Raw genomic sequence first — 14,168 nt, forward strand, 5'->3', positions numbered from 1 at the left:
CCGGGCGGCTGTACGGCCCGGAACCCGTGGGGCACACTGCACGACATGGGGGATGTGCTCAGCAGCGGCCCGGACCGACCGCCCTGGAGACCACCGCGTCGGCTGATCGCCGCGGCCACAGCCGTAGCCCTGTCCGCGGCGCTCGTGATCGCCATCGTGGCCGTGAACGGATCCGACGAGCGGACCCCCGCAGCGCCTGCGGCCTCGCCGTCGGCCTCACCCACCGGAAGTGCGTTTCCCGCCGGCCCGGACGCGGCCGTCGGGGCGGGACAGACCCCCGGCATGGTGATCACAGGACTGGCACTGCCTCGGGGCGCCACGCTGGTCAGACGGGACCGCACAGCGAACGCAGGCCCGTCGACGGTGGTGGTACGACGCTCGGACGGATCGCTGGGACGACACGGCGCGGTGGTCACGTTCCCCGTGCCGGCGCCGACCGGGGGACGCCCGGTCCAGGTCGGCCGCACCTCGGCAACGGCCCAGGATCGGGAGATCACCTGGCCGGTGGGGGGCTCGTACGCGCGGGTCCGAGGAGATCTGCCCCAGGCCGAGCTGATCGCCGTCGCCGCCGCCACCCGCGTCGTCTCGGGCCGCCCCGATGTCGCAGCGCCGCCCGGGCTCTCGGTGACGGCCACCGGCAGATCACGCGCGCTCTCCGTACACGAGACCCGCTACAGCTCCGCCGCGACCGGGGAGGCCGACGAGCTCTCCGGCGGCCTGACCTTCACCGGTGTCGCCCGGTGCGGCGGCCTCGAAGACCAGATGTACGCCGCCGGTGTCCAGCCGGCCGGGACCGTGGACGGCAAGCCTGCCGTCATCACGTCCGTGTTCGGTGGCAACGGCGCGCTGGCGTGGGAGCCGGTGCCCGGCGTCGTGGCGTACATCGGCTACAGCGGGGCTCAACTCGACCAAGGCGCCGTCGCCGCCCTGCACCGTCTGGCCGCGCGGACACGTCTGCTGAGCCCCGGACAGTGGCAGGCCACCAGCCCGGCGACGAGCGACCAGATCGACGACTTCGACCGGCTCGGCTGAGAGAGGGGGCATGGGGCCGATCGCGGAGTCGTGGAGCCGGCCACCGCGGCACGTCATGCTCGGACTTCATGCCTGTCACGGACCGGCCGACCCAGCCTCTGCGGCGAGGAAGACCATGACGCAGGGCCGTCAGCGAACGCGTACCTCGACTCCGCGACCGGAGACGATCCGCACCCCTGACAGTCATCGGGAAACAGATTTCTTCCGACGACGGCGACGGTACGGCCCGCAGGCCCGCTGCCGGGCATCAGCCGGGCGGCCTCGAGATCTGCTGAGGGAATCTCTCACGCAGGTCCGCGCCGAGCGGGGAGAGCCCTGCATTCCGTGGCATGCCGGGAAATCACCGCGTATTCCGGCGCGTCGCGAGGGACGGTGTGAAGCCCCCGGTCGGCGCCCGAACCTCTGCGGCCGGCCTCCGATTCCGGCCGGTTCTGGAATACCGCTGGAGAACCACTCGGCACCGCCTCGCGCCCCCGTCCACGAAACCTTCAGGCCCCCTAGCGGGAAAGCCGTGAGAACCCCGCGACAACCCCCCTCCGAAGCAGTATCGAAAGGCACATCACCGCTTCGAACCGACCGCCGCGCAACACGCCAACGGTCCGGAGGAACAATGGACATAAAACTTCTGGGTGCACTGAACGCCGAAATCAACGGAAAAGACATCGTCCCCACCGCGGGCAAACCCCGCCAGATCCTCGCCCTCCTCGCCTTACGCCCAGGCCAGGTCGTCCCCGTCCCCACCCTCATGGAAGAGATCTGGGACACCGCCCTCCCCCACAGCTCCCTCACCACCCTCCAGACCTACATCCTCCAACTGCGCCGCATGATCGCCCACTCGCTCCCCACCACCACTGCCATCGGGGACGGCGTCGGAGACGGCACCGGCAGTACCGCCCCGGGCGCCAAGGACATCCTCGCCACCCGGTACGGCGGCTACCTCCTCCAGATTCCCCCCGACGCCGTCGACGCCCACCGCTACGAACAACTCGCCGCCCAGGGTCACCGGGCCTTCGAGGAGGGGCGCGACGCCGACGCCGCCCGTGTCCTCGAGCATGCCCTCGGCCTCTGGCAGGAGCAAGCACTCGTCGATGTCCCGCACGGCCCCGTGCTGCGCATCGAGACGATGCGCCTGCACCAGAGCAGACTCGTCACCCAGGAACGGCGCATCGACGCCGAACTCCGTCTGGGCCACCACGGCGAACTCACCGCCGAACTCACCCACCTCACCGCCCGCCACCCCCACCACGAAGGCCTCCACTCGCAGGCCATGCTCGCCCTCTACCGCTCCGGCAGACAGGCCGCCGCCCTCGACACCTACCGCCGCCTGCGCCAACGCCTCATCGACGAACTCGGCGTCGAACCCTCACCGCAACTCCAGCGCATGCACCAGGCCATCCTCACCGTGGACCCCCGACTCGACGTCATCGCCGACCCCCACCACACCCCCACCTACGACCTCTACACCACCTGAGAGCAGGGGGGCCTGCGTGACCTCGAAAGGCGGTGACGAGGAGGGCGCGACTGTCCCGCCGAGGCGGGCGCGCAAGCTTCGCCCGTCGTTCACCGGCCGTCCGACCGTCCGGAGGAGTCCTGTTCGACCGGTGCCGGGACCGTCATGCCGCTTGCCCATGACAACCTCGGGATGGAACTCAGTGACTGCATCGATCGCTCTCCGCCGGCGTCGTGGTCTTACCCGTTTCCTCGTCGCCGGACCGCTGCTGACCGTGGGCGCCCTGACCGGCGTCCCGGCCGCCCACGCCACTGCCGCCGACGACATCCGCATCAACGAGGTCGTGACCACCGGCGGCGTCGACGACTCGATCGAGCTCTACAACAAGGGCACCGCCACCATCGACGTCTCGGGCTGGATCCTCAAGGACGACGACAACAGCTCCAAGTACAAGATCGTCTCCGGGACGACGCTGGCTCCGGGGGCGTTCCGGGCGTTCGACGTCCATGGCAAGTTCGGTCTCGGCTCCGACGACGAGGCCCGCCTGTACCTCGCCGACGGCACGACCCTCGTCGACGGGTTCTCCTGGAGCGAGCACTCCGCCCCCTCCTGGTCGCGCTGCCCCGACGGCACCGGCGCCTTCGGAAAGGCGGCCCTGACCCTCGGAACCCCCAACGACTGCGGTACCGGCGGCGGGGGTACGACCCCGGTGGCGTGGCCCGGCAGCGGCACCGTCGGAACCGCGGACGCCGCCGACGTGTTCGGCCAGGATCTCAGCGGTCTCCACCAGGAGGGCGGCGTGCTGTGGGGCGCGCAGAACAGCGGCAAGCTGTGGCGCCTGGTCCGTGACGGCTCCGGCGGCTGGGCCCCGGACACGAGCGGCGGCTGGTCCTCCGGCAAGGCCCTGCGCTTCCCCGGCGGTTCGGGAACCCCCGACAGCGAGGGGGTCACCCTCACCGGCTCCGGTTCCGCGGGCGGGGCCTTCGTCGCGAGCGAGCGCGACAGCGACGCCTCCGGCACCAGCCGCCTGTCGGTGCTGAAGTACGACGTCGCCGCAACCGGCTCCACCCTGACCTCCAGCAGGGAATGGAACCTCACCCCCGACCTGCCCTCGACCGGCTCCAACCTCGGCCTCGAAGGGATCACCTGGATCCCCGACACCTACCTGACGGGGGCCGGCTTCAAGGATGCCGCCACCGGCACGGCCTACGACCCGGCTCGCTACGGCGCCCACAGCGGCGGCGTGTTCTTCGTCGCCGTCGAGGGGACCGGCATGATCTACGGCTACGTCCTCGCCGACTCCGGCACCTACACCCGCGTCGCCGCACTCGGCAGCGGCATGTCCGGGGTGATGGAACTCCAGTGGGAGCCGCAGGCCGCTCGCCTGTGGGCCGTGTGCGACGACACCTGTGACGGCCGGCACCGCACCCTGAAGGTCGACGCCTCCGGCGCGTTCACCACCAGCGCCGTCTACGACCGGCCCGGCGGCATGCCCGACTACAACAACGAGGGCTTCGCGGTGGCCGGCTCCGACGAGTGCGTCGCCGGCTCCAAGCCCGTCTACTGGGCCGACGACAGCGAGGACGGCGGCCACGCCCTGCGCAAGGGCACCATCACCTGCTGATGCCGTCACCGTGTGGCCCCGTCCCGCCCCGCCCACGGGCCGGGACGGGGCCACACCACCAGGAGCCCAGGAGGCCGGAGAGCTCCCGGCTAGGCGCGGATGAACGTGCGGGCCTGCTCGATCCATCCCGACACGGCCTTGGCTCCACAGCTCTCGGCGACCGCCTGGGCCTCGTCGAGATGGCGGAACGCCGTGGTCGGGTCGCCGGTCTCGGCCGCGAGGTAGGCGAGCGCCACCAGTCCGGCCGCTTCCCCGGGCCGGAAGCCGATCTCCCGGCGCAGTGCCACCGATTCGGCCAACCGCTCCCGGGCCTGCTCGAAGTGACCCGCGTCCTTGTCGGCGAAGCCGAGGTGGCGAATCGCGTAGGACATCGTCATCCGGTCGTCGACGGATTTCGCCAGCGCGTACGACCGCTCGAAGTAGGGCCTGCCGGTGGCGCCTTCCCCCTTGACCACCTGGTGCCAGCAGCCGATCCAGAACAGGGCGTCCGCCTCACCCGACGCGTCGCCCAGGCGCTCGTACAACTCGGCCGCGCGCTCGAACAGGACCAGTTCGTGACCGTTCTCTTCGCGGTCGTTCAGAAAGCGGACGTGCAGTACCTTGCCCCGCGCCATGCAGAGCGGCGCCTCGACCGCGTCCAGCACGTCGTCGGACCGGTCGAGCGCGGACGCGTCAGCGCCGAACATCGCCGCTTCGAACAGATCCCCCGCACGTTCGATCCAGCTCTCCCCTTGCATACCCCTACCCCTGTCGGTCGGACGATGGCAGCGCCGAGGCTGTCCGGGTGTCCCGGGCCGTCGAACGGCACCGGGCTCAGGATGGCTGGACCTGGTCGAAGAGGGCCAGGGCTTCGGTGGGGTCCGGGCTCACGAGACGTTCCAGGCCGGCCGTCGTGATCTTCGCCCACTTGCCGGCCCGTTCCCACATCTGTTCCTCGAAGGCGCGGACGGCCTCGTCAGGATCTCCCGAGCCGGTGGCGAGGGACTCGGCGAGTTCGGCGCCTTCCAGCATCGCGAGGTTCGCGCCCGCGCCCAAGGGGGGCATCAGGTGGGCGGCGTCGCCCAGCAGCGTCACGCCGGGGGTGTGGGCCCAGGTGTGGGCCACGGGCAGGACGTGGAAGGGGCGGTGGACGAAAGCGGTGCCGTGGCGGAGGAGTTCGAGGACGGGGGCGGCCCAGCCGTCGAACACGGCCAGCAGGCTGGATCGCACGGCCTCGACGTCGGCCGGGTCCACGTCCGTGTGCCAGTCCAGCGGCGCGCGGAACTTGGCGTACACCTTCACGTGGCCGCCGCTGTTGCGCTGGGCGACGAGAGAGCGGTTCACGCCGTACACGGACACGGAACCGTCGCCGATCAGCCGGGCGAGGTCGGGGTGGCGGGTGTCGACGTCGTCGAGGGAGGTCTCGACCGAGGTGACGCCGGTGTAGTGCGGCGTCGCGGACGAGATCGCCGGGCGCACTCGGGACCAGGCGCCGTCCGCGCCGACCACGAGGTCGAACGTCTCCTGTCGTCCGTCCTCGAAGTGGACCAGTACGCCGTCCCGGGTCCCCGGCACCACCTGCGTCACGCCCCGGCCCCACTGGACGTCGAGCGGGCCGAGCAGCAGGTCGCGGAGTTGTCCGCGGTCGATCTCGGGATTGGCCCGGTCGTCCGGGCCGGGTCGCCAGTCGCGCAGGACGGTCCCGTCCGTGTCCAGGATGCGCATGGCCTGGCCTTCGGGGCGGGACAGCGCCTGGAATTCCGTCAGCAGCCCCGCCTTGGACAGGGCGAGCTGGCCCAGCCCTTCGTGCAGGTCCAGCGTGCCGCCCGGGGGGCGGGCGTCGGGGGCGGGATCGCGTTCGAACACGGCGACGGGGTGGTCGTGGCGGTGCAGGACGCGGGCGAAGGCAAGGCCGGCAGGACCACCTCCGATGACTGCGATACGCTGTCTCATGGCGATACACCGTATCCCTCCATTACGATACATCGCAACAGAACGGTGTGATCATGACTGTGTGGGACCGGCCGGAGCCGCCGGCTCGCCCCGTGCCGCTCGACCGCGAGCGGATCGTCGCCGCCGCCGTCGCGCTGGCCGACGAGGGCGGGCTGGAGGCGGTGTCGTTGCGCAAGGTCGCCGCCCGGCTGAACGCCGGCCCGATGCGGCTGTACGGATACATCTCCACCAAGGAGGAGCTGCTCGACCTCATGATGGACGAGGTCCAGGCCGAGTTCCTCCCCGAGGAGCGGCCCGGTGACTGGCGGGAGGCGCTGCGCGTCCTCGCCCACCGCACCAGGCTGGCCGCTCTCCGGCACGAATGGCTGGCCGACCTGCTCGGCGGCCGCCCGACCCTGGGCCCGAACGGCCTCGCCGTGACCGAGGCCAAGCTGGCCGCCCTCGACGGCCTCGCCGACATCGACACCGTCATGCGCGCCGTGGAGACGGTCAGCGCCTACTTCACCGGCGCGATCAGGCGCGAGGTCGCGAACCTGCGGGCAGAGCGCGCCACGGGCCTGTCCAAGCGCGACTGGCAGCGCGCCTCCGGCCCGCATGTGACGAGCATGCTGGCCACCGGCCGCTTCCCGGCACTCGCCAAGGCCGTGCACGACGGCACGCACGTGGACGCCGAGGCATCCTTCGCGACCGGCCTGGACTGGGTCCTCGACGCCGTGGCCGCCAAACTCGCCCGGCCTTGATCGTTTTCCGGTCCGGGCGAGCCCGTCCGTCGCGCCGTACCGCCTGGGCGGCGCCGGGTTGCCCGGTCACCTGCCTGCGTGCCGCCGTACGTGACGCGCCCGGCCCGCGGCCGAGTCGCGCCCCTCGTGCACCACGGGCGATCCGGGGCAATAGCTCCGGTATGCGGCGGAGGGACGACGCGGCTCAGAATGCACTCAGGCGAACAGCCGGGCGAACCGGGTGCCGCACGATCAGGATGCCGGGCGGCGAGCAGGGAGGCTCGGCACACTGCCGGGCGCTTCCACTGCGGGCCCGGGCGTTCTCGGAAGCGGCCCGGCGAGAGGAGATCCTGTGACGGCGTCGGCTGCGGAGAACCGAGACCCGGGCGCTCGGAAGGGCGGGTCCGGGCAGGACCCGAACCGGTGGCGGGCGCTGTGGGTCACCTTGGTGGCCGGATTCATGAGCCTGCTGGACGTGACGATCGTCGCGGTCGCCCTGCCCACCGTGCAGCGCGAGCTGCACGCCTCCGCCGCCGAGGTGCAATGGGTGGTCTCCGGGTACGCCCTCACCTTCGCCCTCGCCCTGGTCACCGCCGGCCGCCTCGGGGACGCCCTGGACCGGCGCCGCATCTTCCTGCTGGCCCTGAGCAGCTTCGTGATCTTCAGCGCGGTCTGCGGCGCGGCCCCTGACATCACCTGGCTGGTGGTGGCCCGCCTCGCCCAGGGACTGGCGGCCGGCTTCATGGCTCCGCAGAACTCCGCGCTCATCCAGCAGATGTTCCGCGGCGCCGAACGCGGACGTGCCTTCGGGTTCTTCGGCGCCACCGTCGGCATCTCGTCCGCCGTCGGACCGCTCGCCGGCGGCGTCATCCTCGCGCTGGCCTCCGGCTCCGAGGGGTGGCGCTGGATCTTCTACGTCAACGTCCCCATCGGTGTGCTCGCGGTCCTGCTCGGCCGCCGTCTGCTGCCCCGCAGCAGGCCGTCCGGCCGGGGGCACGTGGACGTGCCCGGCGTCCTGCTCCTCGGCCTCGGCGTCCTCGCGGTCATGTATCCGCTGGTCCAGGCGGATTCCGGCGGACTGGGCCGACTGTGGTGGCTGTTCCTCGTCGGCGGGGCGCTGCTCGGCGTCTTCGTGCGCCGGCAGCGCCGTCTCGTCGCCCGTGACGCCGAGCCGCTGCTCGATCCTCGGTTGTTCACCACGGTGCGGGGCTACGCCGTCGGCGCCGGGGTCGGCACCCTGTACTTCATCGGCTTCAGCGGCGTCTGGCTCGTGTTCGCCCTCTTCTACCAGCGCGGGCTGGGCTTCTCACCGCTGCGGTCCGGCCTCGCCGTGACGCCCTTCGCCGTCGGCTCGGCGAGCGCGGCCGTCGTCGCCGGCCGGCTGGTGGACCGGTTCGGCCGGCTGCTCACCGTGTGCGGCCTGACGGGCGTGATCACCGGCCTGGGCGGCGCCGCGCTGCTGCTTCGCTTCGCACCTCTCGACATCGCCCCCTGGGCGGCCACGCCGCTGCTGTTCCTCGGCGGCCTCGGCGGCGGCTTCGTGGTCTCCCCGAACATCACGATGACCCTGCGGGACGTGCCCGTGCGGATGGCGGGCGCGGCGGGCGGCGCCCTCCAGACGGGTCAGCGTCTCGGCGCCGCCGTGGGCACGGCGGCGCTGCCCGGCCTGTACTACCTGACGCTCGGCGAAGGTGACGACTACCGCGGCGCCCTCGCCACCGCACTGGTCGCAGCCCTGGCGGGCATGGGCGCGTCGCTGGCCCTCGCGACCGTCGACTGGCGGCGCGACCGGCGGACGCGCCGGCCGCATGAACGGTGTCCGGACGAGGTCGCCCATGATCCGTTGCACTCCCGCCAGTCCTGATCCGCGGGCCGTGGCGCCGCGGGTCGAGGTGCCGTAGCGCGGCGGGCCGTCAGGCGGAGGGCCGTGGGAAGGGGCGCCGCCCTGCGACCGTCCTCGACGCGCGCGTTTGGCGGGCACCTGGCTCGGCCGAGGGGCCGCTCTCGGCGCTCACTCGCGCAGCCAGATCGCGGTGTCGCCCGGCAGCCGTCCGTCGGCGTCCAGGGGGCCGCTGGCGAGCAGGACGTGATCGTGTTCGGGGAGGGCGACCGGGGCCGCGGTCAGGTTGACCACGCAGAGCAGGCCCGGCGTCCGGCGGAACGCGAGGGCCCCGGCGGGGGCGGGCAGCCACTCCAGGGGTCCGTCGCCGAGGCCGGCCTCGGTGCGGCGCAGCCGCAGCGCGGTGCGGTAGAGAACCAGCATCGAGCCGGGGTCGGCGGCCTGGAGGTCGGCCGCGTACGCGGACCAGCCCGCCGGTTGCGGCAGCCAGGGTTCGGTGCGCGAGCCGAAGCCCGCGTACGGGGCGTCGGCGGTCCAGGGCAGCGGGACCCGGCAGCCGTCGCGGCCGGGGTCGGCGCCCCCGGAGCGGAAATGCATCGGATCCTGAATGCGCTCACGCGGGATGTCCGCCTCGGGCAGGCCGAGTTCCTCGCCCTGGTAGAGGTAGACGGAGCCGGGTAGCGCGAGGGTGAGGAGGGCGGCGGCGCGGGCCCTGCGGGTGCCGAGCGCCAGGTCGGTCGGGGTGTCGTACTCCTTGGTCGCGAAGTCGAATGCGGTGTCCGCCCGGCCGTAGCGGGTGACCGTGCGCGTCACGTCGTGGTTGCACAGCACCCAGGTGGCGGGTGCGCCGACCGGGGCGTGTTCGGCCAGGGTGTCGTCGATGGCGCCGTGCAGCCGCTCCGCGTCCCAGGGGCAGGCCAGGAAGTTGAAGTTGAACGCGGTGTGCAGTTCATCGGGGCGCAGATAGCGGGCGAAGCGTTCGGCGTCCGGCAGCCAGACCTCTCCGACGAAGATCCCGCCGTGGACATCGGCGACGCTGCGCCAGGAGCGGTAGATCTCGTGCAGCTCGTCGCGGTCGATGTACGGGTGGGGCTCGCGGCCCTCGACGAAGTCGGGCAGGTCGGGGTCCTTGGCGGGCAGGGCGGCCGAGTCGATGCGGACGCCGGCCACGCCCCGCTCGAACCAGAAGCGCAGGACGTCCTCATGCTCCTCGCGGACCGCCGGGTGGGCCCAGTTGAGGTCGGGCTGCTGGGGGGTGAAGAGGTGCAGGTACCACTCGCCGTCCTCGACCCGGGTCCAGGTCCCGCCGGCGAACTGCGACGGCCAGTCGTTGGGCGGCAGTTCGCCGTGCTCACCGCGTCCGGGCCGGAAGTGGAACAGTTTGCGCTCGGGGCTGCCGGGTCCCGCGGCGAGCGCGGCCCGGAACCAGGGGTGCTGGTCGGAGACGTGGTTGGGGACGATGTCGACGATGGTGCGGATGCCGAGGGCGCGCGCCTCGCCGATCAGTCGCTCGGCCTCGTCGAGGGTGCCGAAGGCGGGGTCGATGGTGCGGTAGTCGGCGACGTCGTAGCCGCCGTCGGCGAGCGGCGAGAGGTACCAGGGGGTGAACCAGATGGCGTCGACGCCGAGTTCGGCGAGGTAGGGCAGTCTCGCCCGTACGCCCGCCAGGTCCCCGGTGCCGTCGCCGTCGCCGTCGGCGAAGCTGCGGGGATACACCTGGTAGATGGCGGCGCCACGCCACCAGTCGTCCGAGGGGGCGGGGGTCCTGTCGGGGTGCGGGGCTGCCACGTGACGGTCCTTTCGGGGCAGGGGTGGTTCTCCGCCGCCGCCCCTGACAGCGGGGCGTCGAGGACGGGGCGGCGACGGAGTTCGGAAGGGGTACCGACGGGGCGTGCGGGCACGTGGCCTCGCCCGGCGGGCGGGACTGTGGGGCGCCGGTACCGGAAGGGCCGTGCCGGGCTCAGCCCTTGAGGCCGCCCGCGGTCAGTCCGCTCATGATGTTGCGCTGGAAGAGCAGGAACAGCAGCAGCGTCGGCAGGGACGCGATGGTGAGGGCGGCGATCAGCACGTTCTCGGGCACGCTGGTGGCGAGCGAGTAGATGCCGACGGCGAGGGTCTGGCCGGTGGGGTCGGGCAGCACCAGCATCGGCCAGAGGAAGTCCTTCCAGACGCCGACGACCGCGAAGATGGACACCACGCCGAGGATGGGGCGGGAGATCGGCAGGACGACGGACCACAGGACGCGCAGCGGGCCCGCGCCGTCCATGGAGGCCGCGTCCAGGAGTTCCTTGGGGATGGAGTCGAAGAACCGCTTCAGCAGGAAGATGTTGAAGGCGTTGGTCACCGAGGGCAGCCAGATCGCCCAGGGCGAGTTGAGCAGGTTGCGCTCGACGATCGGCACGTCCAGCACGGTGAGGTACTGCGGGACAACGAGGACGGTCGCCGGGATCATCAGCGTGACGAGCATCAGGCCGAGGATCGCCTTGCCGAGGACGGGCCGCAGCCGGGACAGGGAGTAGGCGGCGGCGACGTCCAGCACCAGTTGGAAGGCGAGCGCGCCGAACGCGTAGTAGAGGGTGTTGAGGAGCAGGCGGGCGAGATCCATCACCTCCCAGGCCCGCTGGTAGTTCTCCGGGTGGACGGAGCCGGGCACCCAGGTCGGGGGCGTCTGGACGGCTTCCTGGGTGGTCTTGAGGCCGCCGGACACCATCCAGTACAGCGGGCCGAGGAAGGCCAGCGTGAACAGGACGACGACGAGCGCGAAGCACAGCCGGTACAGCAGCCGGCCGCGCGGGCGGGCGAGGGCTGCGGGCGAGATGAGCGTGCGTGTGGACATGTCCGTGTCTCCCCCGGTCCTACGCTTCCGTGGCGCGGTTGAGCCTGGTGTACACGGCCGAGAAGGCGGCCAGCAGTACGAGCAGGATCAGGCCGAGCGCCGCGGCGGCACCGTAGTTGTTGAAGTTGAAGGCGTACTGATAGATCAGGTAGACGACGGTCGTGGTGGACCCCTCGGGTCCGGCGCCGCCGGTCAGCAGGAACGGCTCGATGAAGACCTGCATGGTGGCGATGATCTGCATGAGCAGCATCAGGGCCAGGATCAGCCGGGTCTGCGGGATCGTCACGTGCCACACCTTGCGCAGCAGGCCGGCCCCGTCGAGTTCGGCGGCCTCGTACAGTTCGCCCGGGACGCTCTGGAGCGCGGCCAGGTAGATAAGGGTCGCGCCGCCCATGTTCATCCAGGTGGAGGCGACGACGACGGAGAGCATCGCGGTGTCGGGGTCCTGGAGCCACTGCCGGGCGGGTATGCCGAAGACGTCCAGCACCTCGTTGAACATGCCGTACCCGGGGTCGTAGAGGTACTTGAAGAGCAGGACCGACGCGGTGGGCGGCAGCATGACGGGCAGGTAGACCAGGAGCCGCAGATAGCCCTGGCCGTGCCGGAACTCGTTGATGACGAGGGCCGTGACGAAGGGGACGGCGAAGCCCAGGACGAGTGCGAGGACCGTGAACCAGAGGGTGTTGCGCCAGGCCTGGCCGAAGGCGGGGTCGTTCCAGATGGTGACGAAGTTGTCCCAGCCGGTCCAGCTGACCTGGCCGTCCTCGGTCTTCTGGAAGGCCAGCAGGAACTCGCGGACGATCGGGTACCAGGAGAAGAAGGCGAAGCAGAGCACCGCGCCGATGAGGAACCCGTGGGCGGTGACGTTGCGGCGCAGGGCCTTGCCGAGTCCTCCGGCCGGGGGCCGGGCGGCGCCGGCGCGCGGTCGGCGGGGACGGCGGGCCCCGGCCGCCGGGTCCTTGGTGAGGGTGGGGGCCGACATGGATGCTCCTCGGTCGGACTGCGGTGCCGTCGGACGGGACGGTCCGGTGGTGTGACGTGGGCGGAAAGGCGCCGGGCGCGCCGGTCGGGGCGGAGCCGCGGGTGCGCTCGCGAGCCGGGCGGTGCGAGACCGCCCGGCCCCGCGGGGGTCACCGGTTGGCGAGGACCTGGTTCACCTGGGTCTCCGCCGTCGACAGGAGCTTGTCGATGTCGGCGTCCTTGTCGGTGAGGATGCCGGACATCACGTTGTCCAGGACCTTGTAGATCTCCTGCGCCTTCGGCGGCTCGGCCTTGCCCGGGACCGGGTTGTCCATGAAGGCCTTGAAGTTCTGCACCGGCATGGTGGCGAACTGCCGCCGGGCCGCGTCGTCCTTGGTCTTGCTGTCGTTCAGCCACAGGTTGGGCTGCGGCAGTCCGACGGGAAGGCTGTCGCCCTTGGTGCGCTCCCAGTCGTACTGGCCCTTGCCGACGGTGGTGAACTTGAAGTTCAGCCAGGCGATCGCGGCCTTGACCTTGTCGGACGAGATGCCCTTCTTGATCATGTAGTTGTTGCCGCCGGCGAGAGTGTTCTTGCCGCCGGGGATCGGGCCCATGCCGAAGTTCTCGTACTTGGCGCCCAGTTGCTGGACCATGTAGGTCACGTCGTCGGGTGCGGCGAGGAACATGCCGAGCTTGTCGGTGGCGATCTGCTTCTGGAGGTCGCCCCACTTCAGCAGCTGGGTCTTGCCCATGGCGTCGTCCTCCCAGCGCATCGCGTGGAGGTTGTGGGCGACCTGCTTGCCGGTGGCGTCGTTGAACGCGGCTTTCGTACCGGAAGCGTCGACGACCTCACCGCCGAGGCTGTACATCTGCGCGGTGAAGTGCCAGCCGCCGGTGTTGCCGGCGCTGTACTCGCCGAAACCGGCCACACCGTCGCCCAGTGCGGCGATCTTCTTGGCCGCCGAACGGACGTCCTCCCAGGTGGCGGGCGGGGTGTCGGGGTCGAGGCCGGCCCTCTCGAAGAGCGGGCGGTTGATGAGCAGGCCCATCCGGTAGTTGCTGGTGGGCAGGCCGTACAGCTTGCCGTCCTTCTTGAGCGAGCCGAGGACGTCCGGGTCGATGTCCTTCAGCAGCGGCACGGTCCGGTCGTTGACGTAGGCGCTGATGTCCTGGGCGCCGTCGTTGTCGAGGACCTGGTCGAGGTCGGTGAAGTACGTGTAGAACACGTCGGGTTGGGACTTCGCCTTGAGCATCGCGGTGAAGCGGGGCGGTTCCAGGCACTGGCCGGGGGTGGAGCGGCCCTGCACGGTGACGTTGGGGTACGTCTTGTTGAACTCCTCGACGTCCTCGTTCCACTCCTCGAGCTCGGCCTTCTTGGCCGCCGGCGGCATGCAGTCGATGGTGATGGTCACCTTGGTCTTGGGGTCCAGCGGCGCGGCGGGGTTGGCGTTCGCGCTGTTCCCGTCGCCGTTGTCACCGTCGTCGCTGCTGCTCGTGCCGCAGGCGGCGAGCGCCGTCAGTGTGAGAGCGGAGACGAGGGTGACGGCGCCCGCGCGGCGGGTGCGGCGGAACCGAGCTCTTCTCATGGGTGGTCCCCTTCGGGCATGAACGTGGAAGGTGCCCCCTCACCAGGACGAGGTGGGGCGCCGCACACTCAATCACCGCCGACAAGACTGCGCAATATCCCGCGCAGATTTCGTAATTGCTCGACAGAGCACGGTAGATGGAGTGGCTGACGCCCGGTGATTGGCTGCAAGTCGGTGTCGGGCGCGGAA

General features: G+C 71.2%; 11 protein-coding genes. 5 read left to right on the plus strand and 6 right to left on the minus strand.

Translation table 11 applies throughout. The features are described from left to right. The first annotated feature begins 45 nt into the window (after positions 1-45). From OG440_RS01475 to OG440_RS01485, 3 genes are all read left to right on the plus strand, one after another. Positions 46-1,032, plus strand: coding sequence for a hypothetical protein (locus tag OG440_RS01475; RefSeq protein WP_406004980.1), 987 nt, complete (start codon positions 46-48; stop codon positions 1,030-1,032). A 610-nt stretch (positions 1,033-1,642) separates the two neighbouring features. Then, the gene (locus tag OG440_RS01480; protein ID WP_406004981.1) at positions 1,643-2,503 is read left to right on the plus strand and encodes a BTAD domain-containing putative transcriptional regulator; all 861 of its coding nucleotides are present in this window, start codon (positions 1,643-1,645) and stop codon (positions 2,501-2,503) included. Positions 2,504-2,684: 181 nt separating this feature from the next. Next, complete coding sequence (locus tag OG440_RS01485; protein WP_406004982.1) at positions 2,685-4,106, plus strand: lamin tail domain-containing protein; 1,422 nt, start codon at positions 2,685-2,687, stop codon at positions 4,104-4,106. 89 nt (positions 4,107-4,195) lie between these two features. On the opposite strand, the gene OG440_RS01490 is transcribed toward OG440_RS01485, so the two are convergent. Together OG440_RS01490 and OG440_RS01495 are read right to left on the minus strand one after the other, a co-directional pair. After that, a complete protein-coding gene (locus tag OG440_RS01490) occupies positions 4,196-4,843 on the minus strand; it encodes a tetratricopeptide repeat protein (RefSeq protein ID WP_406004983.1) in 648 nt (215 codons plus the stop codon). Positions 4,844-4,919: 76 nt separating this feature from the next. Next, positions 4,920-6,038, minus strand: coding sequence for an FAD-dependent oxidoreductase (locus tag OG440_RS01495; protein WP_406004984.1), 1,119 nt, complete (start codon positions 6,036-6,038; stop codon positions 4,920-4,922). 53 nt (positions 6,039-6,091) lie between these two features. Here OG440_RS01495 and OG440_RS01500 point away from each other — a divergent pair, with 53 nt between their 5' ends. Next, complete coding sequence (locus tag OG440_RS01500; RefSeq protein WP_406004985.1) at positions 6,092-6,778, plus strand: TetR/AcrR family transcriptional regulator; 687 nt, start codon at positions 6,092-6,094, stop codon at positions 6,776-6,778. Between the two features lie 331 nt (positions 6,779-7,109). After that, a complete protein-coding gene (locus OG440_RS01505) occupies positions 7,110-8,621 on the plus strand; it encodes an MFS transporter (RefSeq protein ID WP_406004986.1) in 1,512 nt (503 codons plus the stop codon). Between the two features lie 147 nt (positions 8,622-8,768). Here the strand turns inward: OG440_RS01505 and OG440_RS01510 are convergent, their stop codons facing one another. The 4 genes from OG440_RS01510 to OG440_RS01525 form a co-directional block, all read right to left on the minus strand. Continuing rightward, positions 8,769-10,385 carry a glycoside hydrolase family 13 protein gene (locus OG440_RS01510; protein WP_406004987.1) on the minus strand — a complete coding sequence of 539 codons (1,617 nt, stop codon included), beginning with the start codon at positions 10,383-10,385 and terminating at the stop codon, positions 8,769-8,771. A 172-nt stretch (positions 10,386-10,557) separates the two neighbouring features. Continuing rightward, positions 10,558-11,433 (minus strand): carbohydrate ABC transporter permease, encoded by an 876-nt coding sequence (locus tag OG440_RS01515; protein WP_406004988.1) that lies wholly within the window; start codon positions 11,431-11,433, stop codon positions 10,558-10,560. 19 nt (positions 11,434-11,452) lie between these two features. Then, positions 11,453-12,415 carry a carbohydrate ABC transporter permease gene (locus OG440_RS01520; RefSeq protein WP_406004989.1) on the minus strand — a complete coding sequence of 321 codons (963 nt, stop codon included), beginning with the start codon at positions 12,413-12,415 and terminating at the stop codon, positions 11,453-11,455. Between the two features lie 148 nt (positions 12,416-12,563). Then, positions 12,564-13,979: an ABC transporter substrate-binding protein gene (locus OG440_RS01525; RefSeq protein ID WP_406004990.1), complete on the minus strand. Its 1,416-nt coding sequence runs from the start codon at positions 13,977-13,979 to the stop codon at positions 12,564-12,566. Positions 13,980-14,168: the final 189 nt, after the last annotated feature.

This window comes from Streptomyces sp. NBC_00637 (assembly GCF_045161545.1).
Classification (GTDB): Bacteria; Actinomycetota; Actinomycetes; order Streptomycetales; family Streptomycetaceae; genus Streptomyces.

Excerpts from the sequence above, each read along its gene's own strand:
- OG440_RS01475 (WP_406004980.1), top strand. The coding sequence starts at position 46 with ATGGGGGATGTGCTCAGCAGCGGCCCGGACCGACCGCCCTGGAGACCA.
- OG440_RS01480 (WP_406004981.1), top strand. The coding sequence starts at position 1,643 with ATGGACATAAAACTTCTGGGTGCACTGAACGCCGAAATCAACGGAAAA.
- OG440_RS01490 (WP_406004983.1), bottom strand. The coding sequence starts at position 4,843 with ATGCAAGGGGAGAGCTGGATCGAACGTGCGGGGGATCTGTTCGAAGCG.
- OG440_RS01495 (WP_406004984.1), bottom strand. The coding sequence starts at position 6,038 with ATGAGACAGCGTATCGCAGTCATCGGAGGTGGTCCTGCCGGCCTTGCC.
- OG440_RS01500 (WP_406004985.1), top strand. The coding sequence starts at position 6,092 with ATGACTGTGTGGGACCGGCCGGAGCCGCCGGCTCGCCCCGTGCCGCTC.
- OG440_RS01515 (WP_406004988.1), bottom strand. The coding sequence starts at position 11,433 with ATGTCCACACGCACGCTCATCTCGCCCGCAGCCCTCGCCCGCCCGCGC.
- OG440_RS01520 (WP_406004989.1), bottom strand. The coding sequence starts at position 12,415 with ATGTCGGCCCCCACCCTCACCAAGGACCCGGCGGCCGGGGCCCGCCGT.
- OG440_RS01525 (WP_406004990.1), bottom strand. The coding sequence starts at position 13,979 with ATGAGAAGAGCTCGGTTCCGCCGCACCCGCCGCGCGGGCGCCGTCACC.